Origin of the sequence: Klebsiella sp. CN_Kp106 (assembly GCF_040064575.1) — a bacterium.
Taxonomy (GTDB): Bacteria; Pseudomonadota; Gammaproteobacteria; order Enterobacterales; family Enterobacteriaceae; genus Klebsiella; species Klebsiella michiganensis.
Genome location: NZ_JBEAIG010000052.1, coordinates 103,382 through 128,230 on the forward strand (window position 1 = coordinate 103,382; position 24,849 = coordinate 128,230).

24 protein-coding genes and 1 pseudogene are annotated in these 24,849 nt (G+C 59.5%); 16 read left to right on the plus strand and 9 right to left on the minus strand.

Annotated features, from left to right (window positions below):
* Window positions 1–137: 137 nt before the first annotated feature.
* Both ABLU96_RS17710 and ABLU96_RS17715 read right to left on the minus strand, forming a co-directional pair.
* Window positions 138–1,583 (minus strand): tagaturonate reductase, encoded by a 1,446-nt coding sequence (locus ABLU96_RS17710; protein WP_064406240.1) that lies wholly within the window; start codon window positions 1,581–1,583, stop codon window positions 138–140.
* An 11-nt stretch (window positions 1,584–1,594) separates the two neighbouring features.
* Window positions 1,595–2,617, minus strand: coding sequence for a zinc-binding alcohol dehydrogenase family protein (locus ABLU96_RS17715; protein WP_025106885.1), 1,023 nt, complete (start codon window positions 2,615–2,617; stop codon window positions 1,595–1,597).
* Window positions 2,618–2,756: 139 nt separating this feature from the next.
* Here ABLU96_RS17715 and ABLU96_RS17720 point away from each other — a divergent pair, with 139 nt between their 5' ends.
* Window positions 2,757–3,671, plus strand: coding sequence for a GntR family transcriptional regulator (locus tag ABLU96_RS17720; RefSeq protein WP_025106886.1), 915 nt, complete (start codon window positions 2,757–2,759; stop codon window positions 3,669–3,671).
* Between the two features lie 179 nt (window positions 3,672–3,850).
* Window positions 3,851–5,212, plus strand: a complete 1,362-nt coding sequence (locus tag ABLU96_RS17725; RefSeq protein WP_064406243.1) for an MFS transporter — start codon at window positions 3,851–3,853, stop codon at window positions 5,210–5,212.
* Window positions 5,213–5,215: 3 nt separating this feature from the next.
* Here the strand turns inward: ABLU96_RS17725 and ABLU96_RS17730 are convergent, their stop codons facing one another.
* Complete coding sequence (locus ABLU96_RS17730) at window positions 5,216–6,046, minus strand: GNAT family N-acetyltransferase (RefSeq protein ID WP_348862672.1); 831 nt, start codon at window positions 6,044–6,046, stop codon at window positions 5,216–5,218.
* 32 nt (window positions 6,047–6,078) lie between these two features.
* Between ABLU96_RS17730 and ABLU96_RS17735 the strand changes: the two genes are divergently transcribed.
* Window positions 6,079–6,612, plus strand: a complete 534-nt coding sequence (locus tag ABLU96_RS17735; protein WP_029946908.1) for a GNAT family N-acetyltransferase — start codon at window positions 6,079–6,081, stop codon at window positions 6,610–6,612.
* A 70-nt stretch (window positions 6,613–6,682) separates the two neighbouring features.
* Window positions 6,683–7,546 carry a MurR/RpiR family transcriptional regulator gene (locus ABLU96_RS17740; protein ID WP_014227796.1) on the plus strand — a complete coding sequence of 288 codons (864 nt, stop codon included), beginning with the start codon at window positions 6,683–6,685 and terminating at the stop codon, window positions 7,544–7,546.
* On the opposite strand, the gene ABLU96_RS17745 is transcribed toward ABLU96_RS17740, so the two are convergent.
* From ABLU96_RS17745 to ABLU96_RS17765, 5 genes are all read right to left on the minus strand, one after another.
* Window positions 7,543–8,145: a 2-dehydro-3-deoxy-6-phosphogalactonate aldolase gene (locus ABLU96_RS17745; protein WP_032747798.1), complete on the minus strand. Its 603-nt coding sequence runs from the start codon at window positions 8,143–8,145 to the stop codon at window positions 7,543–7,545. The two genes, ABLU96_RS17740 and ABLU96_RS17745, sit on opposite strands and share 4 nt — an antisense overlap.
* Window positions 8,132–9,004, minus strand: coding sequence for a 2-dehydro-3-deoxygalactonokinase (locus tag ABLU96_RS17750; RefSeq protein WP_064406263.1), 873 nt, complete (start codon window positions 9,002–9,004; stop codon window positions 8,132–8,134). Before ABLU96_RS17750 ends, ABLU96_RS17745 begins: the two co-directional genes overlap by 14 nt.
* A 10-nt stretch (window positions 9,005–9,014) precedes the next feature.
* Complete coding sequence (locus ABLU96_RS17755) at window positions 9,015–10,502, minus strand: sodium:solute symporter family protein (protein ID WP_348862674.1); 1,488 nt, start codon at window positions 10,500–10,502, stop codon at window positions 9,015–9,017.
* A gap of 184 nt (window positions 10,503–10,686) precedes the next feature.
* The gene (locus tag ABLU96_RS17760) at window positions 10,687–11,079 is read right to left on the minus strand and encodes a RidA family protein (RefSeq protein ID WP_004098320.1); all 393 of its coding nucleotides are present in this window, start codon (window positions 11,077–11,079) and stop codon (window positions 10,687–10,689) included.
* 10 nt (window positions 11,080–11,089) lie between these two features.
* Window positions 11,090–12,529, minus strand: coding sequence for a D-aminoacylase (locus ABLU96_RS17765; RefSeq protein ID WP_025106893.1), 1,440 nt, complete (start codon window positions 12,527–12,529; stop codon window positions 11,090–11,092).
* On the opposite strand from ABLU96_RS17765, the pseudogene ABLU96_RS17770 reads away from it, so the two are divergent.
* Window positions 12,507–12,633 (plus strand): annotated as a pseudogene (locus tag ABLU96_RS17770) (hypothetical protein); the annotation flags it as partial. The gene ABLU96_RS17765 and the pseudogene ABLU96_RS17770 sit on opposite strands and share 23 nt — an antisense overlap.
* Before the next feature lie 97 nt (window positions 12,634–12,730).
* Window positions 12,731–13,945: an amino acid deaminase gene (locus tag ABLU96_RS17775; RefSeq protein WP_064406248.1), complete on the plus strand. Its 1,215-nt coding sequence runs from the start codon at window positions 12,731–12,733 to the stop codon at window positions 13,943–13,945.
* A gap of 121 nt (window positions 13,946–14,066) precedes the next feature.
* On the opposite strand, the gene hpaR is transcribed toward ABLU96_RS17775, so the two are convergent.
* Window positions 14,067–14,504: a homoprotocatechuate degradation operon regulator HpaR gene (hpaR, locus tag ABLU96_RS17780; protein ID WP_014227790.1), complete on the minus strand. Its 438-nt coding sequence runs from the start codon at window positions 14,502–14,504 to the stop codon at window positions 14,067–14,069.
* Window positions 14,505–14,789: 285 nt separating this feature from the next.
* Between hpaR and ABLU96_RS17785 the strand changes: the two genes are divergently transcribed.
* The 10 genes from ABLU96_RS17785 to hpaB all read left to right on the plus strand — a co-directional run bounded on the left by ABLU96_RS17785 (window position 14,790) and on the right by hpaB (window position 24,848).
* A complete protein-coding gene (locus ABLU96_RS17785) occupies window positions 14,790–15,422 on the plus strand; it encodes a fumarylacetoacetate hydrolase family protein (protein WP_048262622.1) in 633 nt (210 codons plus the stop codon).
* A complete protein-coding gene (locus ABLU96_RS17790; RefSeq protein ID WP_032747783.1) occupies window positions 15,419–16,183 on the plus strand; it encodes a fumarylacetoacetate hydrolase family protein in 765 nt (254 codons plus the stop codon). Before ABLU96_RS17785 ends, ABLU96_RS17790 begins: the two co-directional genes overlap by 4 nt.
* A complete protein-coding gene (gene hpaE / locus ABLU96_RS17795) occupies window positions 16,180–17,646 on the plus strand; it encodes a 5-carboxymethyl-2-hydroxymuconate semialdehyde dehydrogenase (protein ID WP_064406251.1) in 1,467 nt (488 codons plus the stop codon). Before ABLU96_RS17790 ends, hpaE begins: the two co-directional genes overlap by 4 nt.
* A gap of 1 nt (window position 17,647) precedes the next feature.
* The gene (gene hpaD / locus ABLU96_RS17800; RefSeq protein ID WP_004098307.1) at window positions 17,648–18,505 is read left to right on the plus strand and encodes a 3,4-dihydroxyphenylacetate 2,3-dioxygenase; all 858 of its coding nucleotides are present in this window, start codon (window positions 17,648–17,650) and stop codon (window positions 18,503–18,505) included.
* A 12-nt stretch (window positions 18,506–18,517) separates the two neighbouring features.
* Window positions 18,518–18,898 (plus strand): 5-carboxymethyl-2-hydroxymuconate Delta-isomerase, encoded by a 381-nt coding sequence (locus tag ABLU96_RS17805; RefSeq protein WP_004098305.1) that lies wholly within the window; start codon window positions 18,518–18,520, stop codon window positions 18,896–18,898.
* A 99-nt stretch (window positions 18,899–18,997) separates the two neighbouring features.
* The gene (gene hpaH, locus ABLU96_RS17810) at window positions 18,998–19,801 is read left to right on the plus strand and encodes a 2-oxo-hept-4-ene-1,7-dioate hydratase (RefSeq protein WP_004098303.1); all 804 of its coding nucleotides are present in this window, start codon (window positions 18,998–19,000) and stop codon (window positions 19,799–19,801) included.
* A 10-nt stretch (window positions 19,802–19,811) separates the two neighbouring features.
* Window positions 19,812–20,603 carry a 4-hydroxy-2-oxoheptanedioate aldolase gene (gene hpaI, locus ABLU96_RS17815; RefSeq protein ID WP_004098302.1) on the plus strand — a complete coding sequence of 264 codons (792 nt, stop codon included), beginning with the start codon at window positions 19,812–19,814 and terminating at the stop codon, window positions 20,601–20,603.
* Between the two features lie 43 nt (window positions 20,604–20,646).
* Window positions 20,647–22,023, plus strand: a complete 1,377-nt coding sequence (gene hpaX, locus ABLU96_RS17820) for a 4-hydroxyphenylacetate permease (protein WP_014227785.1) — start codon at window positions 20,647–20,649, stop codon at window positions 22,021–22,023.
* A gap of 9 nt (window positions 22,024–22,032) precedes the next feature.
* Window positions 22,033–22,923 carry a 4-hydroxyphenylacetate catabolism regulatory protein HpaA gene (gene hpaA, locus ABLU96_RS17825; RefSeq protein ID WP_009652862.1) on the plus strand — a complete coding sequence of 297 codons (891 nt, stop codon included), beginning with the start codon at window positions 22,033–22,035 and terminating at the stop codon, window positions 22,921–22,923.
* Window positions 22,924–23,285: 362 nt separating this feature from the next.
* Window positions 23,286–24,848 (plus strand): 4-hydroxyphenylacetate 3-monooxygenase, oxygenase component, encoded by a 1,563-nt coding sequence (gene hpaB, locus ABLU96_RS17830; protein ID WP_233933195.1) that lies wholly within the window; start codon window positions 23,286–23,288, stop codon window positions 24,846–24,848.
* Window position 24,849 lies beyond the last annotated feature (1 nt).

Consider the following 24,849-nt stretch of genomic DNA (forward strand, 5'->3'; position numbering starts at 1 on the left):
GCAAGCAAAATAGCCCTAATGGGATAGGCTCTTATGATGCGGGAAATCCACCAACCATTGGCGCTTAATTTATTTTTTGCGGTTCAGAGCACAAAAAAAACGGCGCCCAAATCCGCGGGCGCCGCACAACAAACCGACTACAGCCGCCTCAGGGCCTCCCGCATCCCCGCGCTCAAAATGACTTCCAGATACCGCGTGACCTGTTCGGCAAGACCCGGTATTGCCGTCAGATCTTCACCCCAGTGCCCGGTATCCTGCAGGACTTCGGTGACCAGTTCATGCAGCGGGCGGCCTTGCGCCACCTGCGCCCATCCTGCGGCAAAACGGCTTAGCCAGACATCATCATCCTGCAGCGGATACGCCTGCCCGTCGCGCTGCCCGCGATAGAAGGCGATGAGCGCCGCCAGGGCGAACGTTAGCCGCGGCGGGATTGCGCCGTGCTGGCGGATATGCGTCAGCAGCTGCGGCAGGATCCGGGTGCGAAATTTGGTCATGCCGTTCAGGGCGATAGAGAGCAGCTGATGGCGAATCCAGGGATTAAGAAAGCGCCCGGTCACGGCATCGGCAAACTGCCTCAGCTCATCGGCCGGTAAATCCAGCGCCGGAATAATCTCCTCGTCGATAGTTTGCTGCACATAATGGCGAATGGCTTCGTCCTGCATCGCTTCGCCAACGGTATCGACGCCGCACAGCCACGCCACCGGCACCAGCGCGGTGTGCGCGCCGTTAAGAATGGCGACTTTGCGCTCTTTATAGGGCCGGATATCCTCTACGAGACGGATATTGAGCGGGTAACGTTCGAGCCGCAGCGTCTTCGCCAGCGCCTGCGGCCCCTGGATAACGAACAGCCAGAAGTATTCGGCGGTATCCAGGAAAGCATCATGGTAGCCCAGCTCCGCTTCGAGCTTTTCCGCTTCCTCGCGCGGGTAGCCGGTGACGATGCGATCAACCAGCGTTGAACAAAACGTATTGGCGGTCTCAACCCAGTCGCGAAAAGCCGCGGGCAATTGCCACTCTTCGGCATAGCGCAGCACCAGCGCCTTCAGCGCTTCGCCGTTGTAGTCGATCAGCTCACAGGGGATAATCGTCCACCCCTTATCCGCTGCGCCGTTGAAATGGCGGAACCGTTCGAACAGCAGCTGGGTCAGCTTCGCCGGAAAGCTGACCGGCGGCTTATCGTCAGGCCGGTCTCCGGCGTGATAGCTGATGCCCGCTTCGGTGGTATTTGAAAATACGAACGCGATCGCCGGATTACGAGCCAGCGCCAGATAGCCGGCAAAATCCTGCCACGGGTTGATCTCGTTATTCACCGATCGAATAATCCGCGCCTCGCTCACCGCCTCGCCGCGTTCGTCCAGCCCGCGGATCGCCGTGGTGTAGAGTCCGTCCTGGATATTAAGCGACGGCGGAAACTCGGTGTTGATCGGGCGAATGATGGTCACGCCTGCCGCCAGATCGGTTTGCTCATTCAGCAGGTCCAGCTGCCAGTCGATAAACGCCCGCAGGAAGTTGCCTTCGCCGAACTGAATCACGCGCGTCGGGTACCGCGGCCCGGGAAAATCTTTTCTGTTTAACGATTTCATAGCCTTACCTGCTAAAAATGAATGACGCCTTTGATAAGCTGGCGATTGTTAATCACGTCGTTTTCGTAAATCTCAGCCAGCGACCTGAAATCGTAGCGGTGGGTCAGCATCATCCCGGCGGTGACTTTCCCCTCGGCCATCAGCCGCCCGACTTTGGCAAAATCCTCTTCCGTCGCATTACGGCTGCCCATCATGGTCGTCTCTTTCTTATGAAACTCCGGGTCCGGGATCTGCAGCTCACCTTTAAACAGGCCAACAAAGATGATGCTGCCGCCGTGGCGGATTAAATTCACCGTATTGTTCATCGCCTGCTGATTCCCCGTGGCGTCGATCACCTTCTGCGCCAGCGAACCACCAAACGCGGCACACAGCCGTTCGGTGAACTGCGGGTCGGAAGGGTCGAGCGTGGCCAGACCAAGGTGCTGCGCCACGTGGTCGCGCCGCGCCGGGCTGGTATCCGCCACCACCACCTGCGCCCCGTCGGCTTTGGCGATCGCCGCCGCCCCGAGACCAATGGGGCCCGCGCCGACCACCAGCACCTGCTCTCCCGGCTGGATAGCGGCGCGACGCACCGCGTGGGCGCTGATGGCAAAAGGCTCAATCAGCGCCGCGGCTTCCGGCTCGACGTCATCCACCACCAGCAGATTTTTTACCGGCACGCAGAGGTACTCGCTAAACCCGCCGTCCCGATGTACGCCGATCACGGAAATTTTCTCGCAGCAGTTTGTCCGGCCGCTCAGGCAGGCCGGACACTGACCGCAGGCGACGTAGGGTATGACGGCAACCTGCTGTCCGCTTTTCAGATTAAGAATATTTTTACCCAGACCGATAATCTCACCGCATATTTCATGACCGAGCACGCGCGGATAGCTAAAAAAAGGTTGATTCCCTCCCCAGGCATGAATATCCGTACCACAAATCCCCACCGTTTTTATTTTAATAAGCACTTCATCATCGCCGGGAATGGGAATCTGGCGTTTTTCCCAGCGCAATATTTTGGGTTCCTGACACACTAATGTATTCATCGACGTCATAATAATTTCCTCCGTATTTGTTGGTTTAGATATCGATGAAAAACAGAGGTGAGAATAAATTCATTGCAAAAACTGTGAAATCTCACGCACAAAACTGTTTTAAATCCGGCTTTAATAGCTAAAAAAATGGAGATGCATAATGAGCCGCTCGCAAAATCTTCGTCACAACGTCATTAACCAGGTCATTAACGATATGGCGCGCGGCTTTCTTCCGTCGCCGCTGCCCTCACAAAGCGCGCTGGCGGAGATGTACAACATCAGCCGCACCACCGTGCGCCATATCCTCAGCCACCTGTGCGAGCGCGGCGTGCTGCGCCAGAGCGGTCAGGACTACCAGATCCTTCGCCAGCCGGAGATGCAGGACGGCTTCGATGGCTCCAGCGCCTCGCTGGCCGAACAGAACCGTCTCTTCGAGCAGGCGTTTTACACCATGATTAACCAGCGCCAGCTGCGCGCCGGAGAGATATTTTCCGAGCTACAGCTGGCGCGTGCTGCCGGCGTCAGCCCGGTCGTGGTCAGGGAGTTTTTGTTGAAATTCAGCCGCTACAACCTGATTGAAAGCGAAAAGCGCGGCCAGTGGAATATGAAGAAGTTTGAGCAATCCTGGGCCGAGCAGCTGTTCGAACTGCGGGAAATGCTGGAAACCCACGCGCTACAGCACTTCCTCAACCTCCCGGACAACGACGCCCGCTGGCTGCAGGCGAAAACCCTGCTTGAGCGCCATCGCGCCCTGCGTGACAGCATCGGCGACAGCTTTCGTATGTTTTCCCAGCTCGATCGCGACTTTCATTCTCTGCTCCTGTCCGCGGCTGAGAATATATTTTTTAATCAATCACTTGAGATTATTTCCGTGATTTTTCACTTTCACTATCAGTGGGATGAGAGCGACCTTAAACAGCGCAATATCATCGCCATTGATGAACATATGACTATCCTGAGCGCGCTCATCTGCCGCAGCGATCTGGACGCCAACCTGGCGCTGCGTAACCACCTGAACTCGGCGAAGCAATCAATGATTAACTCGCTCAGGCAGAGCGAATCCCTGGCTTATTAAGTACCGATTAAAAACAGAAAATGATAATCAGCAGCACAGATCTCAAAACATAAACCAGCGCCAGAAAAAAGGTTATTTATGCTGAAAACAAGTCGACTTACTTTACTGTGAAATAGGTGGGTGGGGTTTAAACCATTCGATGTCACTTGTCGTTCAAATAGAATAACCAGGAGTCAGGCGTGGAATCACGAAATATCACTATCGACCCGCAGACAACCTTTGATAAAGGAAAGGCGGAGACGATGACTGTTCCGTTAGATAATACGTTAACGCGTAGTACTCGCATTAAAAAAATTCAGACAACGGCAATGATCCTGTTATTTCTGGCGGCGGTGATTAATTACCTCGACAGAAGTTCATTGTCCGTCGCGAACTTAACGATTCGCGAGGAGCTGGGGCTCAGCGCCACCGAAATCGGGGCGCTGCTGTCCGTTTTCTCGCTGGCCTACGGCATCGCCCAGCTCCCCTGCGGGCCGCTGCTGGACCGTAAAGGTCCGCGCATCATGCTGGGGCTGGGGATGTTTTTCTGGTCGCTGTTTCAGGCGGTCTCGGGGATGGTACACAGCTTTACCCAGTTCGTGCTGGTGCGTATCGGCATGGGGATCGGCGAAGCGCCGATGAACCCCTGCGGCGTCAAGGTGATCAACGACTGGTTTAATATCAAAGAGCGCGGCCGCCCGATGGGCTTCTTTAACGCCGCCTCGACCATTGGCGTCGCGATCAGCCCGCCGATCCTTGCCGCCATGATGCTGATGATGGGCTGGCGCGGGATGTTTATCACCATCGGCGTGCTGGGGATCTTCGTCGCTATCGGCTGGTATATGCTCTATCGCAACCGGGAAGATATCTCTCTCACCGCCGACGAGCAGGCCTACCTTAACGCCGGAAGCGTCAACGTTCGCCGCGACCCGCTGAGCTTTGCCGAATGGCGCAGCCTGTTTAAAAACAAAACCATGTGGGGAATGATGCTGGGCTTCAGCGGCATCAACTATACCGCGTGGCTGTATCTGGCCTGGCTGCCGGGCTACCTGCAAACGGCGTATAGCCTCGATCTGAAAAGTACCGGTTTTATGGCCGCCATTCCTTTTCTGTTCGGCGCCGCCGGTATGCTCATCAACGGTTACGTTACCGACTGGCTGGTTAAAGGCGGCATGGCGCCGATCAAAAGCCGTAAAATTTGTATTATTGCCGGGATGTTCTGCTCCGCCGCGTTTACGCTGATCGTGCCGCATGCCACCACCTCTATCGCTGCGGTGCTGTTAATCGGCATGGCGCTGTTCTGCATCCACTTTGCCGGTACTTCCTGCTGGGGTTTAATTCACGTCGCGGTGGCCTCGAGAATGACCGCGTCCGTCGGCAGCATCCAGAACTTCGCCAGCTTTATCTGCGCCTCCTTCGCGCCGGTGGTGACCGGGTTTATCGTCGATACCACCCACTCATTCCAGCTGGCGCTGATTATCTGCGGCTGCGTGACCGCCCTCGGCGCGCTGGCCTATATTTTCCTGGTTCGTCAGCCGATTAGCGACCCGCGTAACGGCTGAATCTCAACGCCCTGCTGGCGGCGGGGCGCTCAACGTTGCGCTCATTTCATACTGTTTTAATGCCATGGGCGTATAGCCGGCGGCGTGAAACAGCGGCGTAAAGCGCTCCGGGATGGTCACCGAGGTCCCGAGCCCCGGAAAGCGTTTGGCGAGCGCCATCAGCATTTCCCGCCCGCGCCCGCGGGCGGCGGGATCGACCCATAAAAACTGCAGCTGCGGCCTGCTGGTTAAGGTCGCCAGCACGGCGAAAGCCTGTTGATGTAGGCTCAGCGCCCGGCACGGCAGGGTGCTGAAGGTGAGCGGGTCCATCAGCCACGGCAGCTGGCCGTTAATCTCGGCGCCGGCCCTGCGCGTCAGCGCCAGCACGTCATACTCCTGCAATACGGATGACTCCTCGCTCGCGGCCTGCGCGCTCAGATAGCCGCACAGCCCGTGCCGCACCTCGAAGCCCAGCGATCGATACAGCGCCACTGCGGCGTGGTTGTCGCGGATAACCTCCAGCCACATCCGCCGTACGCCCTGCTCGCGCAGCGCTTCGATAAGCGGCGTCATCAGCCGGCGGCCAACGCCCTTTCCGCGATAGGCAGGCCGCACCGCGAACGCCGCCAGCCTGGCTTCATCGCCGCGGCGGGCGACGACCGCCATCGCCGAGGGGACATCTCCATCCAGCCAGACGCAGGAATCCAGCAGGCTCAGCCCTTCGGCGCTAAAACGCTGGACAAAAACCTCTACCGATAGCGTGACGGGAACCAGGTAATCTTCGAAACAGTCGCAAAGGATCGTCGTCAGCTGCGCGACGCTGAACTGGGTGGCGGAAACGGCGGTAAGCTCCATACATTTCTCCCGGAGGCTGCTATGCTGAGGTGATGAAAACTAACACTATAACCGCCGCCGCGACGTTACGCCTGACTGAGGAGAGAGACATCCCTCTTCTGCCCGCCATTGAGCGCTCGGCGGCCCAGGCTTTTCGCCAGATCCCGGCGCTGGCCTGGCTGGCGGAAAGCGAAGTGATAAGCCCCGAGCGCCACCGGCTGTTTCTTGAAACTGACCACAGCCTGCTGGCCGTGGCCGATGACCAACCGATAGGCTTCCTGCTGAGCGAACCGCTGGACGATGCGCTGTTTATCGTGGAGATCGCCGTTCATCAGGCGTGGCAGGGACGAGGCGTTGGCCGCATGATGCTGGAGCAGGTTATAGAGACAGCCCGCCAGGCGGCGTATCCGGCGGTCACGCTCACCACCTTCCGCGATGTGCCGTGGAACGCGCCGTTTTACACGCGCCTGGGGTTTTCAATGTTAAGCGAGCTAAGGCTACCGGCAGGGCTGGCGGCGAAAAGGGAGCTGGAAACGGAACACGGCCTGCCGCCGGAAACGCGCTGCGCCATGCGCTTAGCGCTGTAGCCTCCGGCGCTGATTTCAGCGGCGGAATATGGTACAAAGTACCATTCAAAACTTACCCGTTGATACCCGTATGTCCTGGTCAATCGATATCATTTCCTGCATTACCGATCGCTTTGTGGAACTCACGGCGACCGAAAAACGCATCGCGCAGTTCATTCTCGATGATGTCGCGGCGGCGGCGGAGCTGCCCATCGCGGAGATGGCGCGCCTGACCCACACCAGCCAGGCCTCGGTCACCCGCTTTGCCCGGGCGCTCGGCTGCAAAGACGTCCGCGAACTGAAGATGAAGCTCGCGCAATCCCTGGCGGTCGGGCAGCGATTTATCCTCGATGTTCCGGACCTTGAGGGCGTGCAGGGGATCTACGAGTCGATCATCGGCGTGCTGGAAACCAACCGCCGGGCGCTGGACATTGAAGCGCTGAAGCGCGCGGTGAGCTGGCTGAGCGACGCGCGGCAGATCCTGGCCCTCGGGATGGGCGGCGGCTCCACCATCTGCGCCCAGGAGATCCAGTACCGTCTGTTTCGCCTCGGCCTGCCGGTGGTCAGCCAGAACGACGGTCTGCTGGTGCGCATGATGAGCTCGGCGGTCACGCCAAAGGATGTGGTTATCGTGCTGTCCTTAGGCGGCTATACCCAGGAAATCATTGAAAGCGCGGCGATTGCCAGGCAGTACGGCGCAAAGGTCATTGCCATCACCCCCGCCGGAACGCCGCTGGCGGAGCAGGCGGATCTGGTGCTGCCGCTGCTGGTGCGCGAAAACGACTATATCTTCAAGCCCAGCACTTCACGCTATGCGATGCTGGCGATGGTTGACGTGCTGGCCACCGAACTGGCGATGGCCAACAAAACCCAGGCAAAGGGCAGGCTGCGCCGGATTAAGCTGGCGCTCGACAGCCATCGCGGCGGCGTCGACAGGCAGCCGCTGGGCGATTAACCGCTGCGGGCGGCGGCGATAAACCTCTCCGCCTGCTGACGGGTACGCTCCACGGCCTGCCCGGCGCGATACAGATCGCTTCCCAGACCGGCGCCGGCGCATCCCGCCTCGACCCAGCTCGCCAGATTCTCCGGCGTCACGCCGCCGACCGCCAGCACCGGCACCTCCGGCGGCAGCACCGCTTTCAGCGCCCGAATATAGTCCGGGCCGAAGGTGGAAGACGGGAAAATCTTCAGCCACTGCGCCCCGGCGTCCAGCGCGCTGAACGCCTCGGTCGCGGTAGCGCATCCTGCGCAGACCCGCATTCCGCGCGCCACCGCCCGGCGGATGGTCGCCGGCTGAGTATTCGGCGTCACGATAAGCTTCGCCCCGGCATCGGCCAGAAAATCGACCTGCTCCACCTTAAGCACCGTTCCCGCGCCAATCACCGCCTGCTCGCCAAAGCGCGCGGCCATCTGCGGAATGCTCTGCTGCCAGTCCGGTGAGTTAAGCGGAATTTCGATATAGCGAAATCCCGCCTTTATCAGCGTCTCAATATGCTCCGCCGCCTCAGCGGGGCGAATACCGCGTAAAATCGCTACCAGTTTAATCTTGTCCATGCATTATCCTCGCCATGCCACCCAGCAGCGCCTCATCGCCGCTGCAACTGTTAACCGTCATTCCGCGCGCCCTCATCGCCCGGCTGTAGCGGGCATTCAGCGCCGGGTCGCCAACCAGCGTGACGCCGGAGGTACGGTAACGCTGCCCGAGGGTCGCCACCTCCGCGCCAATCAGCAGCCCGGAGAGATAGTCGCTGACCGAGGTTGCCGCCAGCGCCCCGAGTACCCGGGCAGCTCTGGCAACAAACAGTTCGCTAATCAGCGACGGCTGCGCCAGCCCTTTTTCCAGCCCCTGTTCAAAGGCCGCCTCGTCCGCCTGCTGGGCCGGCAGCCCTTTGCCGATAAGCGATTGCGTCATCAGCAGATGGTGCAGTTCGCCGGTCATCGCCGTGGTAAAATGACGCACCATGCCGTCCGTCACCTGTACCCATTTGCAGTGGGTGCCCGGCAGCACGTAGCACTCCGCCGGCGCCAGCTCCATAGCCCCCAGCAGCTGCGTCTCTTCGCCGCGCATCACGTTGAACTCCCCGCCCTGGGCAATCTTGAGCCCGGGAATAATCCACACGCCTTCAGCCACGGCGCATCGCTGCTGCCCCGGCGCGTCGATCGCCGCCGGGCAGGCCACATACGGCACCGCTTGCCAGCCCGCATCGCTGCCGATCATCCCGGCCATCAGCACCGGCAGCATTTCGGCGCCGCGCCAGGGGGCCACATGCTCCGCGAATACGTCGGCGGGCGATCGTCCGTTCAGGCGGGTGATGCCCAGCGGCAGCTGCTTCGTCCCGACGCACTGGCCGTTGCGAATCAGCCAGCCGCGCAGCTGGGTAGAGCCCCAGTCGACGGCAATATAGTTTTTGATTCCCATCTGCTTAGCCCCGCGACGTATTGCGTTTGCCAATGGGTAGCGGCGGCGCAGAGGGTCGACTTTCACGTTCGCGGGTGATCGTCTCAAGCGCTTCTTCACGGCTCATGCTGCTGGCCGGCGTCACCAACGTCACCAGCACAGAGGCGACCAGGCTGGTCAGGACCGATGGAAAACACGGATTGCCCCAGAAAGCCAGCCAGTCGCTGTCCATCAGCACCACTACCGAGGCTCCTGCCCCACCGGCCAGCGCGGCAACCGCGCCCTGCCAGTTAAAGCGAATCCAGAAGCGGCCAAGCATGGTACAGATAAACATCCCCGACATGATCATCGAGATCATTTTGGTGATATAGCTGATGATGTCGTTGGAGGTCAGTGCGAACAGCAGCGCCAGGGCGATAACCAGCACGAGGAACATCCGGGACAGGCGAATCGCTTTTTCCGGCGCAGGCATATGTCCTGTCGTCAGGGTATAGAGGTCGCGAAGCATAATAGAGACCGCAGCAATGGCATCAGAGCTACCTGAAGACATATTGGCCGACATGCCGGCAATCAGAATCGCCATCGCCAGTACCGGTGGCAGCACCTGCGTGGCAAACAAGAAGGCGAAACCGCTATTTTCCAGATTGGCATTCATTGTCCACACCGCCATACCGATAATCGCCGGCAGGAAGGAGAAGCCGAGATACAGCAGACCCGTGATGGTGAAGGACTGACGTACCGAGGAGACGGTCTTCGCCGAATAGATTCGCTGGCGATAAGAAGGTGTCGCCAGCACGCCGACGCCAATCACCATCGCCAGGGAGAACGCGGGGAGTATGCCCAGCTTATCAACGGCAAATAAACTTTGTGCCGCCGGATCAACCGTCTGCTGAATATGGCTCCAGCCGCCGACGTGATGTACCGCCAGAATCGCCATCAGGATAAAACCGACGAACAGAACAATCGACTGAATAGTATCGATCCAGACGACCGCAGAGTAACCGCCGATACCGACATACACCACAAAGGCCAGCGCAATAATAATTTTGGCCATATTAATATCGATACCGCTGGCCCAAGCGAGATACAGACCGCCACCTAAAATATGCGCACCGAGCCACCCGATAGAGGCAATAAAAATAAGAATAGCGACCAGGTTTTTAATAATCTTACTGCCGCCGGTGTAATAAGACATTTCTTCGCTCATGGTCATGAAGCGAAATTTACGCACCGGCGCAAATAGCCACGCCACCAGCAGGATACCGATCGCACCGCCAAGGCCATATAGCATCCCCGCCCAGCCGTTAGTGTAGCCAAACCCGACGGCACCGACGCTGGAGCCGGTGCCCACCATGGTACCGACGGTTGATCCCAGAGTCAGAATCATCGGCAGTGAACGACCACCCAGTAAAAAATCTTCGCCGGTTTTTTGCTTACGCGATACATACCAACCTAACGTAATCATCGCGCAGGCATAAATCGAAAACCAAATCAGAAATGACATATTATTCATTGCTCACATCCAGACGTAATAAATAATACTCGTACTGCTGAATATTATAAGTTGATAGAAACAATGCCTGAAAAAAGGCAAAGCGACACCGCTGGCGTCATTCTGTTTATTCAGTCTGGCGCCAATATCACATTTTTTCTTATTCCCCTCCGGGCGGAGGGGATGCCATTTTTCGCGCTCGGATTTACACGCGAGCCGCGTTATAACAGGTCACATCTACTTCGACTTTACAATCCACCACCAGGTCTGCGACGCAGCAGATACGGGCGGGCGGGTTGTCGCCAAAGAACTCGCGGAACACTTTATTGAAAGACTGGAAATAGCGCGCATCGGTGAGGATCACCTTGACGTGCACCACGTCGGCCAGGGTGTAGCCCGCTTCGGTCATGATATCCACGCAGTTCTGAATCGCCAGACGCGCCTGGTCGACAATCCCGCCTTCCACCACTTCACCGTCCTTCATCGGCGTCTGGCCGGAAACGTACAGCCAGCCCCCCGCCTCCACCGCGCGCGCGAACGGCAGATGCTGCCCGCCGGTGCCGGTACCGCCTTCTACGCCATAACGTTTAATACTCATTTTGCACTCCTTAGTTCATTTGGCGGCGCAGGAAACGCCCCGCGCGCCCGATAATCTTTTTGTCGCTGCCGTAGCTCATCACGCCGTTGACCATCACCGCCTCGATCCCCTCCGCCGGTTGTTTCGGGTCTGAGAAGCTGGCGACATCGCGCACCGTCTGCGGATCGAACAGCACCAGATCGGCAAAGTAGCCCACTTTCACCAATCCACGATCCGCCAGCTGGAAACGCGCCGCCGACAGCCCGGTCATTTTGTGGATAGCGGTGGTCAGCGGAAACAGCCGTTCATCGCGGCAGTAGTGGCCCAGGACCCGCGGGAACGCGCCCCACAGCCGCGGATGCGGCATCGGGTCGTTCGGCAGACCGTCGGAGCCGATCATGGTCACCGGGTAACGCAGCACCCGCCGCACGTCCTGCTCGTCCATGTTGTAGTAGATGGCGCCTGCGGGCATCAGCCGCGCCGCCGCCTCGTGCAGGCTAACCTGCCAGCCGTCGGCAATCTGCCGCAGGGTTTTCCCGGCCTGCTCGGGCTGCGCTTCCGACCAGGTGATGACGATATCGAACTCATCGGTCACCTGCTTCATATCCAGCGTCGATGAGCTGGCGGAGTAGGGATAGCAGTCGCAGGCAATCTCCTGGCGCTGGCGCATCTCATCGAAGAAGGCCAGCGTCTCGCGGGTGCGGCCCCAGTTTTTCGCGCCGGCGCACTTATGGTGCGAGACCACCACCGGCACGTTGCCGTGGCGGCCAATGCGGAACGCCTCGTCGAGCGCCTCCAGAATCGGCTCGAACTCCGAACGCAGGTGGGTGGTATAAATTCCCCCCTCCGCCGCCAGCTCCTCGGCCAGCGCCATCACCTCTTCGGTGGTGGACTGAAACGCGCTGGCGTAGGCCAGCCCGCTGCTCAGACCCAGCGCCCCCTGGCGCAGCGCGTCGCGCAGCTGCACCCGCATTCCGGCGATCTCGGTGTCCGTCGCCGGACGGAACAGATCGTCCATATGGTTATTGCGCAGCGCGGTATGGCCAATCAGCGTGCCGACGTTCAATGACGGCTTCGCCGCCTCCACCGCCTGGGCGTAAGCGTCAACGGTGGGGTAAACAAAGTGCTCCTGCTCGCCCAGCAGGTTCATCGGGTCAGGCACGCCGTCGCGCAGGGTCGCCGTCGCCGCGCTGATCCCGCAGTTGCCGACAATCACCGTCGTCACCCCCTGACTCAGCTTGGGCAAATAGGCCGGCATACGAATGACGTTGATGTCGTCATGGGTATGCACATCGATAAACCCGGGCGCCAGCACGCGCCCCTGCCCGTCAATCACCTGCTCCGCCGGCAGGTTCAGCGCCGGGGCCATATCTACAATCCGATCTCCCTTCACCGCCACGTCGCCGCGAAACTGCGGTCCGCCGCTGCCGTCAATGACCGTGACGTTTTTGAAAAGCCAGTTAACTTTCATCGCAATGACTCCCTTTCAACTCTGTCGACAAGTTAACCATTTACAAGGCGGAAAAACAGTGGAAAACTACGCAAAAACCAGATCAAATTGTGATACTTTTATTCACAAACAATAAAAATCACATATTAAATTTATATTTTTCAATTAATTAAAATTGATACTCAGCCTTATTCCGAGCATGAACCCTAAAAGGATAGTGTTATGAAATACCACTCCGATACGCTTATTCCGCACAAAGCCGCCGTGATGGCCGCTCCGGCAAATCTGCTGGCGGAGGAGGTCTGCCTCCCCGCCGCGCTGCTGAAAAAAACGGCGCTGGAAAATAACATCGCCTGGATGCAGCGCTACGCCGACGCGCGCGGCGTCTCGCTGGCGCCGCACGGTAAAACAACGATGACGCCGTGGATTTTTCAGGCCCAGCAGCGGGCGGGCGCATGGGGAATCGGCGTGGGCAGCGCCTGGCAGGCCAGCGCGGCGATGGCCAGCGGCGTTGAGCGCGTTCTGATGGTCAATCAGCTGGTCGGCAGGGCGAATATGCAGGCGGTATCGCGCCTGAAGGCGCATTACCGGGCGGCGGAGTTTATCTGCTGCATCGATAGCCTCGCCAACGCCCGCGCGCTGTCGGCCTTTTTCAGCGAACGGCGGCAAACGCTGGACGTGCTGATTGAGCTGGGCGTGGCCGGCGGGCGCTGCGGCTGCCGCAGCGTTGAGGATGCACAGGCTCTGGCGGAGGTCGTCGCGGACCTTCCGGGCCTTAAGCTGCGCGGACTTGAGCTGTATGAAGGGGTGTTGCACGGCGACGATCCGCAGCCGCAGGTGGAGGCTCTGCTGCGCCAGGCCGCCGATTTGGCCTGCCGGATGGAACATCTGGTTGAGGGGGAGTTTGTGCTGACCGGCGCCGGTACCGTCTGGTATGACGTGGTGTGCAATATCTGGCTGGCGGCGAAGAAACCGGCGCGCTGCCGGATCGTTATCCGTCCCGGCTGCTATATCACCCACGATCGGGGGATCTACGATATCGCGCAGAAAGCGCTGGTGGCGCGCGATCCGATCGCCTGCGATCTGGGCGGTGATTTAACCTCGGCGCTGGAGCTGATGGCGATGGTCCAGTCGGTGCCGGAAGCGGATCGCGCGGTGGTCAACTTCGGCAAGCGCGACTGCGCCTTCGACGCCGGACTGCCGCAGCCGATCGCTCGCTATCGCAACGGCGCGCAGCTGTCTGCGGCGGGGATCGAAAGCGTCGGGATCATGGATCAGCACTGTATGCTGCGCCTCGCGCCGGGCAGCGACGTGCAGGTCGGCGATATTCTGGTGTTCGGCACCTCGCATCCGTGCCTGACGTTTGATAAATGGAAAACCCTACTGCTGGTGGACGAGCAGTATAACGTGCTGGAAGAGCTCGATACCCTGTTCTGAGTGGCGGGGAACTCCCCGGATGGCGGCTGGCGCCTTATCCGGGCTACGGGATGGCACCGGCCCGTAGCCCCGGTAAGCACAGCGCGACCGGGGGAATATTTCTAGCTTCACGGAAGGAAAATTACGCTTCTTCCTCTCCACCCACCCCATTCCCCAGGGCGATAAACTCCTCCAGCAGCGCGGTAAGCTGACGCATTTTTTCGACGGTAAATTGGGCTTCTATCTGGCGATAGGCTTCTTCCACCTGGGCCTGGGCGCTTTCATACAGCTTCAGGCCCGCAGGCGTCAGCGAAACGTACAGCTTGCGCTGATCGTTAACCGGTTTTAAACGCAGCACCAGGCCGTCGCGCTCCATGCGGGTCAGAATACCAGTCAGGCTCGGACGTAAAATACAGGCGCGAAAGGCCAGATCGTGAAAATCCATCGACGGATTTTCGGCGAGGATGCGCACGATACGCCACTGCTGCTCGGTCAGATTGTGGCGTTTAACGATGGGCCGAAAGTGGGCCATCGCCGCTTCCCGCGCCTGCAGCAGCGCGATAGTTAACGAATCATGCATCACATACCTCTGAAATAAATCCCCAATCTGTTAATAAGTTAATAATTAGCGCTAATTCCTTCTGAAGGCAACCGGTTTCTGCCTCTGAAAAGTACCAGAAGGTACAAGAAAATTAATTATCTAATTGATTAACAACAAATAAAAAATATAACTGTAAATTTATTGTTAATCCGATCACAAAACATTCACTTCTGTTTGCCAAACCTTTCCGCAAAGCATAAAAGATGATCATTAACATATTAATGAATTAACTAGCTTCCTAATTCCGTAGCAGAGGAGTGGTCAATGAAAGGTACCATCTTCGCCGTGGCGCTTAACCACCGCAGCCAGCTCGACGCCTGGCGCGAAGCGTTCCAGCAGGCCCCGTATAAAACCCCGCCGAAGACCGCGGTCTGGTTTATCAAACCGCGCAACACCGTTATCGGCGACGGCGAGAGCATTCCCTACCCGCAAGGCGAAACCGTGCAGAGCGGCGCCACCGTGGCGCTAATCGTCGGTAAAACCGCACGCAAAATCGCCGCGGAAGACGCCGCGGCTTATATTGCCGGGTACGCGCTGGCGAACGACGTCAGCCTGCCGGAAGAGAGCTTCTATCGTCCGGCCATCAAAGCCAAATGCCGCGACGGCTTCTGCCCGCTTGGCGCGCTCGCGCCGCTCAGCAACGTCGATAACCTGACCATCATCACCGAAATCAACGGTCGCGAGGCGGACAGCTGGAATACCGTCGATCTCCAGCGCTCCGCCGCCGAGCTGCTGAGCGCCCTGAGCGAATTCGCCACCCTCAATCCCGGCGATGCGATTCTGATCGGTACGCCCCACTCCCGCGTTACGCTGCGCCCCGGCGATCGCGTACGCATTCTCGCCGAGGGCTTCCCGGCGCTGGAAAACCCGGTGGTTGCTGAAGGAGAACTAGCATGAAACAGGCACGTATTGAGTGGCAGGGACAGCGGCACGATGTCCAGGTTGATGAACGCGGTCAGGTCCAGCTCGCCAACGGCAGGTTACTTCAGGAAGGCGAGTTTCGCTGGCTGCCGCCCGCCGACGGCACCCTGTTCGCGCTGGGCCTGAACTACGCCGATCACGCCAGCGAGCTGGCGTTTACGCCGCCAACCGAGCCGCTGGTATTTATCAAAGCGCCCAACACCTTTATCGGCCACCGCCAGGAGTCGGTGCGCCCGGATAACGTCGAGTACATGCACTACGAGGCTGAACTGGTGGTGGTGATCGGCAAAACCGCGCGTAAGGTCACCGAAGCCGACGCCATGGCGTACGTGGCCGGATACACCGTCTGCAACGACTACGCCATCCGCGACTACCTGGAAAACTACTATCGTCCCAACCTGCGGGTCAAAAGCCGCGACACCCTGACGCCGATAGGCCCGTGGATCGTCAGCAAAGAGGCGATCCCCGATCCGCACAACCTGGCGCTGTGCACCTGGGTCAACGGCGAACTGCGCCAGCAGGGCACCACCGCCGATCTGATCTTCAGCATTCCGTTCCTGATCGCTTACCTCAGCGAATTTATGACCCTGCAGCCGGGCGACATGATCGCCACCGGCACGCCGAAGGGGCTGTCGGACGTGGTGCCGGGCGATGAAGTGATCGTCGAAGTGGAAGGCGTCGGCCGCCTGGTCAACCACATCATTAGCCAGCAGGCATATGAGGAGAAGCTGTCATGAAAAAAATTAACCACTGGATCAACGGCAAAAACGTCGCCGCTGCGGAATATTTCCACACCACTAATCCGGCCACCGGCGAAGTGCTGGCGGAAGTCGCCTCCGGCGGCGCCGACGAGGTGAATCAGGCGGCGGCGGCGGCGAAAGAGGCGTTCCCGAAATGGGCCAATCTGCCGATGAAAGAGCGCGCGCGTCTGATGCGCCGGCTGGGGGATCTGATCGACCAGAACGTCCCGGAGATCGCCGCCATGGAGACCGCCGATACCGGCCTGCCGATTCACCAGACCAAAAACGTGCTGATCCCGCGCGCCTCGCACAACTTCGAATTCTTCGCCGAAGTGTGCCAGCAGATGAACGGCAAGACCTACCCGGTTGACGACAAGATGCTCAACTACACCCTCGTGCAGCCGGTCGGCGTCTGCGCGCTGGTGTCGCCGTGGAACGTGCCGTTTATGACCGCCACCTGGAAGGTGGCGCCGTGCCTGGCCTTGGGGAATACCGCGGTGCTGAAGATGTCCGAACTGTCGCCGCTAACCGCCGACCGTCTTGGCGAGCTGGCGCTGGAGGCGGGTATTCCGCCGGGGGTGCTGAACGTGGTTCAGGGCTACGGCGCGACGGCGGGCGATGCGCTGGTCCGCCACCATGACGTACGCGCGGTCTCGTTCACCGGCGGTACCGCCACCGGGCGCAACATCATGAAAAACGCCGGGCTGAAAAAGTACTCCATGGAGCTGGGCGGCAAATCGCCGGTGCTGATTTTCGAAGACGCCGATATTGAGCGCGCCCTCGACGCCGCGCTATTCACCATTTTCTCGATCAACGGCGAACGCTGCACCGCCGGCTCGCGCATTTTCATTCAGCAGAGCATCTACCCCGAGTTCGTTAAACGCTTCGCCGAGCGGGCTAACCGCCTGCGCGTCGGCGACCCCACCGACCCGAATACCCAGGTGGGCGCGCTGATTAGCCAGCAGCACTGGGAGAAAGTCTCCGGCTATATCCGCCTCGGCATTGAAGAAGGGGCGACCCTGCTGGCCGGCGGCGCGGATAAGCCCGCCGATCTGCCCGCCCATCTGAGAAACGGCAACTTCCTGCGGCCAACGGTGCTGGCGGACGTCGATAACCGCATGCGCGTGGCGCAGGAAGAGATTTTTGGCCCGGTAGCCTGTCTGCTGCCGTTTAAAGACGAGGCGGAAGGTCTGCGCCTGGCCAACGACGTGGAGTACGGCCTCGCCTCTTATATCTGGACCCAGGACGTCAGCAAAGTGCTGCGCCTGGCGCGCGGCATCGAAGCCGGAATGGTGTTCGTCAACACCCAGAACGTCCGCGACCTGCGTCAGCCGTTCGGCGGCGTGAAGGCCTCCGGTACCGGCCGCGAAGGCGGCGAATACAGTTTTGAAGTGTTCGCTGAAATGAAAAACGTCTGCATCTCGATGGGCGACCATCCGATCCCAAAATGGGGAGTCTGATATGGGAAAGTTAGCGTTAGCAGCAAAAATCACTCACGTACCGTCTATGTATCTCTCTGAACTGCCGGGTAAAAACCACGGCTGCCGCCAGGGAGCCATCGATGGGCATAAAGAAATCGGCAAGCGGTGCCGCGAGCTGGGCGTGGATACCATCATCGTTTTTGATACCCACTGGCTGGTTAACAGCGCCTACCACATCAACTGTGCCGACCATTTCCAGGGCGTCTACACCAGCAACGAGCTGCCGCATTTTATTCGCGACATGACCTATGACTATGACGGTAACCCGGCGCTCGGCCACCTGATCGCCGACGAAGCGGTCAAGCTCGGGGTCCGCGCCAAAGCGCATAACATTCCAAGCCTGAAGCTGGAGTACGGCACCCTGGTGCCGATGCGCTACATGAACAGCGATAAGCATTTCAAAGTGGTCTCTATCTCGGCGTTCTGTACCGTTCATGATTTTGCCGACAGCCGCAGGCTGGGCGAAGCCATTCTTAAGGCTATCGAGAAATATGACGGCACCGTGGCGGTCTTTGCCAGCGGCTCGCTGTCGCACCGTTTTATCGACGACCAGCGCGCCGAAGAGGGGATGAACAGCTATACCCGCGAGTTCGATCACCAGATGGACGAACGGGTCGTGAAGCTGTGGCGCGAAGGCAAATTCAAAGAGTTCTGCACCATGCTGCCGGAGTACGCCGACTACTGCTTCGGCGAAGGCAATATGCACGACACGGTGATGCTGCTGGGCCTGCTGGGCTGGGACAAATACGACGGCAAAGTAGAGTTTATTACCGAGCTGTTCGCCAGCTCCGGCACCGGTCAGGTCAACGCCGTCTTCCCGCTGCCGGAAACGGCGTAAGGAGCACGCAGAATGCCGCATTTTATCGCTGAATGTACCGACAACATCCGCGAGCAGGCTGATTTACCGGGCCTGTTCGGCAAAGTGAACGCCGCGCTGGCGGCCACCGGCATCTTCCCCATCGGCGGCATTCGCAGCCGCGCCATCTGGCTGGATACCTGGCAGATGGCCGACGGCCAGCACGATTACGCCTTTGTGCATATGACGCTGAAAATTGGCGCCGGACGCAGCCTGGAGAGCCGCCAGGACGTGGGCGATATGCTGTTCACGCTGATCAAAGCCCATTTCGCCGCGCTGATGGAGAGCCGCTATCTGGCGCTGTCGTTTGAGATTGATGAACTGCACCCGACGCTGAACTACAAGCAGAACAACGTGCACGCCTTGTTTAAATAGCGTGCGGCCGGTCAGGCCCTCTCCCGCCGGGAGAGGGCGAAACGGCGCCGGCTTTTATTTCCGGCGCAGCAGCACCGAATGACGTAACAGGAAGCAACTATGCTCGATAAACATACCCATACCCTGATCGCCCAGCGGCTAAACCAGGCGGAAAAACAGCGTGAACAGATCCGCGCTATTTCGCTGGATCACCCGACGATCACTATCGAAGACGCCTACGCGGTACAGCGCGAATGGGTAAATATGAAAATCGCCGAAGGCCGCGTGCTGAAAGGACATAAAATCGGCCTGACCTCAAAAGCAATGCAGGCCAGTTCGCAAATCAGCGAACCGGACTACGGCGCGCTGCTGGACGATATGTTTTTCCACGACGGCGGCGATATTCCTACCGACCGCTTTATCGTCCCGCGTATCGAAGTGGAGCTGGCCTTCGTGCTGGCCAAACCGCTGCGCGGCCCCCACTGCACCCTGTTTGACGTCTACAACGCCACCGACTACGTGATCCCGGCGCTGGAGCTGATTGACGCACGCTGCCACAACATCGACCCGGAAACCCAGCGCCCGCGCAAAGTCTTCGACACCATCTCCGATAACGCCGCCAACGCCGGGGTGATCCTCGGCGGCCGCCCGATTAAACCCGACGAGCTGGATCTGCGCTGGATCGCCGCCCTGCTCTATCGCAACGGCGTGATTGAAGAGACCGGCGTCGCCGCGGGGGTGCTGAATCACCCGGCCAACGGCGTGGCCTGGCTGGCGAACAAGCTGGCGCCGTACGACGTCCAGCTGGAAGCCGGGCAGATTATTCTCGGCGGCTCCTTTACCCGGCCGGTACCGGCGCGCAAAGGCGACACCTTCCACGTCGACTACGGCAACATGGGCGCGATTAGCTGCCGCTTTGTCTAGGAGAAACATGATGCATAACGCCTTTAAAGACGCCTTAAAAGCGGGTCGTCCGCAGATTGGCCTGTGGCTGGGGCTGACCAGCAGCTACAGCGCCGAGCTGCTGGCCGGGGCCGGGTTCGACTGGCTGCTGATCGACGGCGAGCATGCGCCAAACAGCGTGCAGACAATCCTGACCCAGCTACAGGCGATCGCTCCCTACCCCAGCCAGCCGGTGGTGCGGCCGTCGTGGAACGACCCGGTGCAGATTAAACAGCTGCTGGATATCGGCGCGCAAACCCTGCTGGTGCCGATGGTGCAGAACGCCGACGAAGCGCGGCTGGCGGTGAAAGCCACCCGCTACCCGCCCGCGGGCATTCGCGGCGTCGGCAGCGCGCTGGCCCGCGCCTCGCGCTGGAACCGCGTCCCGGATTATCTCCATCAGGCCAACGACGCGATGTGCGTGCTGGTGCAGATCGAAACCCGCGAAGCGCTCAACAATCTGCCGCAGATCCTCGATGTCGAGGGCGTGGACGGCGTGTTTATTGGCCCGGCGGATCTGAGCGCCGATATGGGCTTCAGCGGCAACCCGCAGCACCCGGAAGTGCAGGCCGCCATTGAGCGCGCCATCGGGCAAATTCGCGCGGCGGGCAAAGCGCCGGGGATCCTGATGGCCAGCGAGCCGCTGGCGAAGCGCTACCTGGAACTCGGCGCGCTGTTTGTCGCCGTCGGCGTCGATACCACCCTGCTGGCCCGCGGCGCGGAAGCGCTGGCGGCGCGATTTGGCGCGGAAAAAACCGCCCAGGGTTCGTCAGGCGTCTATTAATACCCGCAGTACCCTACAAAATTCCCATTAGAGGAAAATGATAATGAGCGATACATCATCTGCCATCCCGGAAAAGTTCGATCCGGCTAATCAGCACAAGCAGCTGACGGCGCAGCAGCAGTCGGTTATCAACAAGCTCTTTCGCCGCCTGATCGTCTTTTTGTTCGTGCTGTTTATCTTTTCGTTTTTAGATCGCATCAATATCGGTTTTGCCGGGCTGACCATGGGCCAGGATCTGGGCCTTAACGCCACCATGTTTGGTCTTGCCACCACCCTGTTTTACGCCACCTACGTGATATTCGGCATTCCCAGCAACGTGATGCTCAGCATCGTTGGCGCTCGCCGCTGGATCGCCACCATCATGGTGCTGTGGGGCATCGCCTCCACCGCCACCATGTTCGCGACCGGACCGAACAGTCTTTATATCCTGCGCATGCTGGTGGGGATCACCGAGGCCGGTTTTCTGCCCGGCATTCTGCTCTATCTGACCTACTGGTTCCCGGCCTTTTTCCGCGCCCGCGCCAACGCGCTGTTTATGATCGCGATGCCGGTGACCACCGCGCTGGGGTCGATCGTCTCCGGCTATATCCTGTCGATGGACGGCCTGCTGAACCTGCACGGCTGGCAGTGGCTGTTCCTGCTGGAAGGCTTCCCGTCGGTGCTGCTCGGTATTATGGTCTGGTTCTGGCTTGATGATTCGCCGTCGAAGGCGAAATGGCTGACCGCGGATGATAAAAAATGCCTGCAGGAGATGATGGATAACGACCGCCTGACGCTGGTCCAGCCGGAAGGGGCGATCAGCCATCACGCCATGCAGCAGCGCAGCCTGTGGCGGGAAGTGTTCACGCCGATCGTGCTGATGTACACCCTGGCCTACTTCTGCCTGACCAATACGCTCAGCGCGATCAGCATCTGGACGCCGCAGATCCTCAAAAGCTTTAACGAAAGCAGCAGCAATATCACCATCGGCCTGCTGGCGGCGATCCCGCAGATTTGTACCATTCTGGGAATGATCTACTGGAGCCGCCACTCCGATAAACATCAGGAGCGTAAGCACCACACCGCCCTGCCGTTCCTGTTCGCCGCCGCGGGCTGGCTGCTGGCATCGGCCACCGATCACAACCTGATCCAGCTGCTCGGGATCGTGATGGCCTCCACCGGATCGTTTAGCGCAATGGCCATTTTCTGGACCACGCCGGATCAGTCGATCAGCCTGCGCGCCAGAGCGATCGGCATCGCGGTGATCAACGCGACGGGTAATATCGGATCGGCGCTCAGCCCCTTTATGATCGGCTGGCTGAAGGATATTACCGGCAGCTTCAGCAGCGGCCTGTGGTTCGTCGCCGCCCTGCTGGTCATCGGCGCGATGATTATCTGGGTGATTCCGATGAAAGGAACGCGTCCGCGCGCGACGCCGTAAGGAGCCGCCATGTGCCAGAGCCCGATAGCCAATATCGATATTAATAAAGAGTACGATGAGAGCCTGGGGACGGAAGATGTGCATTATCAATCGTTTGCCAGGATGGCGGAGTTCTTTGGCCGCGATATGCAGGCGCACCGTCACGACCAGTATTTTCAGATGCACTTTCTCGATACCGGGCAGATTGAGCTGCAGCTCGACGATCATCGCTATTCGGTGCAGGCGCCGCTGTTTGTCCTGACGCCGCCCTCGGTGCCGCACGCTTTTATCACCGAGTCCGATAGCGACGGTCACGTGCTGACGGTGCGCGAGGATCTGGTCTGGCCGCTGCTGGAGGTGCTCTATCCCGGCACGCGGGAGGCTTTCGGTCTGCCGGGCATCTGCCTGTCGCTGGCCGACAGGCCCGAGGAGCTGGCGGCGCTGGCGCACTACTGGCGGCTGATTGAACGGGAATCGACGTCGCAGCTGCCGGGGCGGGAACATACCCTGACGCTGCTGGCGCAGGCGGTGTTCACCCTACTGCTGCGCAACGCGAAGCTTGACGATCACGCGGCCAGCGGGATACGCGGCGAGCTCAAGCTGTTCCAGCGGTTTAACCAGCTGATCGACGGCCACTACCATCAGCACTGGACGGTGCCGGATTACGCCAGCGAGCTGCATCTGACCGAATCCCGGTTAACCGATATCTGCCGCCGCTTCGCCAACCGGCCGCCCAAACGGCTGATTTTCGACAGGCAGCTGCGCGAAGCCAAGAGGCTGCTGCTCTTTTCCGACAGCGCGGTCAACGAGATAGCCTGGCAGCTGGGCTTTAAGGATCCGGCCTATTTTGCCCGCTTTTTTAACCGATTAGTCGGCTGCTCGCCGAGCGCGTTCAGAACGCAAAAAGTACCGGTATCATAAGAGCTTGCCGGGGACGGCGCGGCGAGTTCGCAGCCGTCTGAGAGGCGGTAGGCCAGACAAGGCGCGTCAAGCGCCGCCCCCGGGAGCAGAGCGCAGAGTCGCTGAATTTCCCGGAGGCGATGCTGCGCATCTGTCCGGCCTACACATTCAAAACCCGCCCTGGCTTGTCGTCGGATCACCGGGGAGCCAGGCCGGAAAATAGAAAAACCAACCCCCGATCACATAACCCAACCCCGCCTGAAAAGTACCTACCGTTGACCTAAAAGTCTCTTCACGAAAGCCGCGTTAACCGCTTCAATTGAACAACAAAAACAAAACATAAATTTAACATCGCATTCCGATTAATACTGAAGAGGTCACCTATGAAACCTGAAAATTTCCGTGCCGACGCTAAACGCCCGTTAACCGGTGAAGAGTACCTGAAGAGCCTGCAGGACGGCCGCGAAATCTATATCTACGGCGAACGCGTTAAGGACGTGACCACCCACCCGGCGTTCCGCAACGCCGCCGCCTCCGTCGCCCAGATGTACGACGCGCTGCATAAACCCGAACTGCAGGATACCCTGTGCTGGGGCACCGATACCGGCAGCGGCGGCTATACCCACAAGTTCTTCCGCGTCGCGAAAAGCGCCGACGATCTGCGCCAGCAGCGCGACGCTATCGCCGAATGGTCGCGCCTGAGCTACGGCTGGATGGGCCGTACCCCGGACTACAAAGCCGCGTTCGGCTGCGCGCTAGGCGCAAACCCGGCGTTTTATGGTCAGTTTGAACAGAACGCCCGTAACTGGTACACCCGCATCCAGGAAACCGGCCTCTACTTTAACCACGCCATCGTCAACCCGCCCATCGACCGCCATAAGCCAGCCGACGAAGTGAAAGACGTCTATATCAAGCTGGAGAAAGAGACCGATGCCGGGATCATCGTCAGCGGCGCGAAAGTGGTAGCCACCAACTCGGCGCTCACCCACTACAACATGATTGGCTTCGGCTCGGCGCAGGTGATGGGCGAAAACCCGGACTTCGCGCTGATGTTCGTCGCGCCGATGGACGCCGAAGGGGTCAAGCTTATCTCCCGCGCCTCCTATGAGCTGGTCGCCGGAGCAACCGGATCGCCCTACGATTATCCGCTCTCCAGCCGCTTCGACGAGAACGATGCGATCCTGGTGATGGATAATGTGCTGATCCCATGGGAAAACGTGCTGATCTATCGCGACTTCGATCGCTGCCGCCGCTGGACGATGGAGGGCGGCTTCGCCCGCATGTATCCGCTGCAGGCCTGCGTGCGTCTGGCCGTGAAGCTCGACTTTATCACCGCCCTGCTCAAGCGCTCGCTGGAGTGCACCGGCACCCTTGAGTTCCGCGGCGTGCAGGCGGATCTCGGCGAAGTGGTGGCCTGGCGCAATATGTTCTGGGCGCTGAGCGATTCGATGTGCGCCGAAGCCACGACGTGGGTTAACGGCGCGTATCTGCCGGATCACGCCGCGCTGCAAACCTATCGCGTGATGGCGCCGATGGCCTATGCCAAAATCAAAAACATTATTGAACGCAACGTCACCAGCGGCCTGATCTATCTGCCGTCCAGCGCCCGCGATCTCAATAATCCGCAGATCAACGAATATCTGGCGAAATACGTGCGCGGATCGAACGGCATGGATCACGTCGAGCGCATCAAGATCCTCAAACTGATGTGGGACGCCATCGGCAGCGAGTTTGGCGGCCGTCATGAACTGTACGAAATCAACTACTCCGGTAGCCAGGATGAGATTCGCCTGCAGTGCCTGCGTCAGGCGCAGAGCTCCGGCAACATGGACAAAATGATGGCGATGGTGGATCGCTGCCTGTCCGAGTACGACCAGAACGGCTGGACGGTGCCGCATCTGCACAACAATACCGATATCAACATGCTGGATAAGCTGCTGAAGTAAC

Excerpts from the sequence above, each read along its gene's own strand:
- ABLU96_RS17710 (WP_064406240.1), bottom strand. The coding sequence starts at position 1,583 with ATGAAATCGTTAAACAGAAAAGATTTTCCCGGGCCGCGGTACCCGACG.
- ABLU96_RS17715 (WP_025106885.1), bottom strand. The coding sequence starts at position 2,617 with ATGACGTCGATGAATACATTAGTGTGTCAGGAACCCAAAATATTGCGC.
- ABLU96_RS17720 (WP_025106886.1), top strand. The coding sequence starts at position 2,757 with ATGAGCCGCTCGCAAAATCTTCGTCACAACGTCATTAACCAGGTCATT.
- ABLU96_RS17730 (WP_348862672.1), bottom strand. The coding sequence starts at position 6,046 with ATGGAGCTTACCGCCGTTTCCGCCACCCAGTTCAGCGTCGCGCAGCTG.
- ABLU96_RS17735 (WP_029946908.1), top strand. The coding sequence starts at position 6,079 with ATGAAAACTAACACTATAACCGCCGCCGCGACGTTACGCCTGACTGAG.
- ABLU96_RS17740 (WP_014227796.1), top strand. The coding sequence starts at position 6,683 with ATGTCCTGGTCAATCGATATCATTTCCTGCATTACCGATCGCTTTGTG.
- ABLU96_RS17745 (WP_032747798.1), bottom strand. The coding sequence starts at position 8,145 with ATGGACAAGATTAAACTGGTAGCGATTTTACGCGGTATTCGCCCCGCT.
- ABLU96_RS17755 (WP_348862674.1), bottom strand. The coding sequence starts at position 10,502 with ATGAATAATATGTCATTTCTGATTTGGTTTTCGATTTATGCCTGCGCG.
- ABLU96_RS17760 (WP_004098320.1), bottom strand. The coding sequence starts at position 11,079 with ATGAGTATTAAACGTTATGGCGTAGAAGGCGGTACCGGCACCGGCGGG.
- ABLU96_RS17765 (WP_025106893.1), bottom strand. The coding sequence starts at position 12,529 with ATGAAAGTTAACTGGCTTTTCAAAAACGTCACGGTCATTGACGGCAGC.
- ABLU96_RS17775 (WP_064406248.1), top strand. The coding sequence starts at position 12,731 with ATGAAATACCACTCCGATACGCTTATTCCGCACAAAGCCGCCGTGATG.
- hpaR (WP_014227790.1), bottom strand. The coding sequence starts at position 14,504 with ATGCATGATTCGTTAACTATCGCGCTGCTGCAGGCGCGGGAAGCGGCG.
- ABLU96_RS17785 (WP_048262622.1), top strand. The coding sequence starts at position 14,790 with ATGAAAGGTACCATCTTCGCCGTGGCGCTTAACCACCGCAGCCAGCTC.
- ABLU96_RS17790 (WP_032747783.1), top strand. The coding sequence starts at position 15,419 with ATGAAACAGGCACGTATTGAGTGGCAGGGACAGCGGCACGATGTCCAG.
- hpaE (WP_064406251.1), top strand. The coding sequence starts at position 16,180 with ATGAAAAAAATTAACCACTGGATCAACGGCAAAAACGTCGCCGCTGCG.
- hpaD (WP_004098307.1), top strand. The coding sequence starts at position 17,648 with ATGGGAAAGTTAGCGTTAGCAGCAAAAATCACTCACGTACCGTCTATG.
- ABLU96_RS17805 (WP_004098305.1), top strand. The coding sequence starts at position 18,518 with ATGCCGCATTTTATCGCTGAATGTACCGACAACATCCGCGAGCAGGCT.
- hpaH (WP_004098303.1), top strand. The coding sequence starts at position 18,998 with ATGCTCGATAAACATACCCATACCCTGATCGCCCAGCGGCTAAACCAG.
- hpaI (WP_004098302.1), top strand. The coding sequence starts at position 19,812 with ATGCATAACGCCTTTAAAGACGCCTTAAAAGCGGGTCGTCCGCAGATT.
- hpaX (WP_014227785.1), top strand. The coding sequence starts at position 20,647 with ATGAGCGATACATCATCTGCCATCCCGGAAAAGTTCGATCCGGCTAAT.
- hpaA (WP_009652862.1), top strand. The coding sequence starts at position 22,033 with ATGTGCCAGAGCCCGATAGCCAATATCGATATTAATAAAGAGTACGAT.
- hpaB (WP_233933195.1), top strand. The coding sequence starts at position 23,286 with ATGAAACCTGAAAATTTCCGTGCCGACGCTAAACGCCCGTTAACCGGT.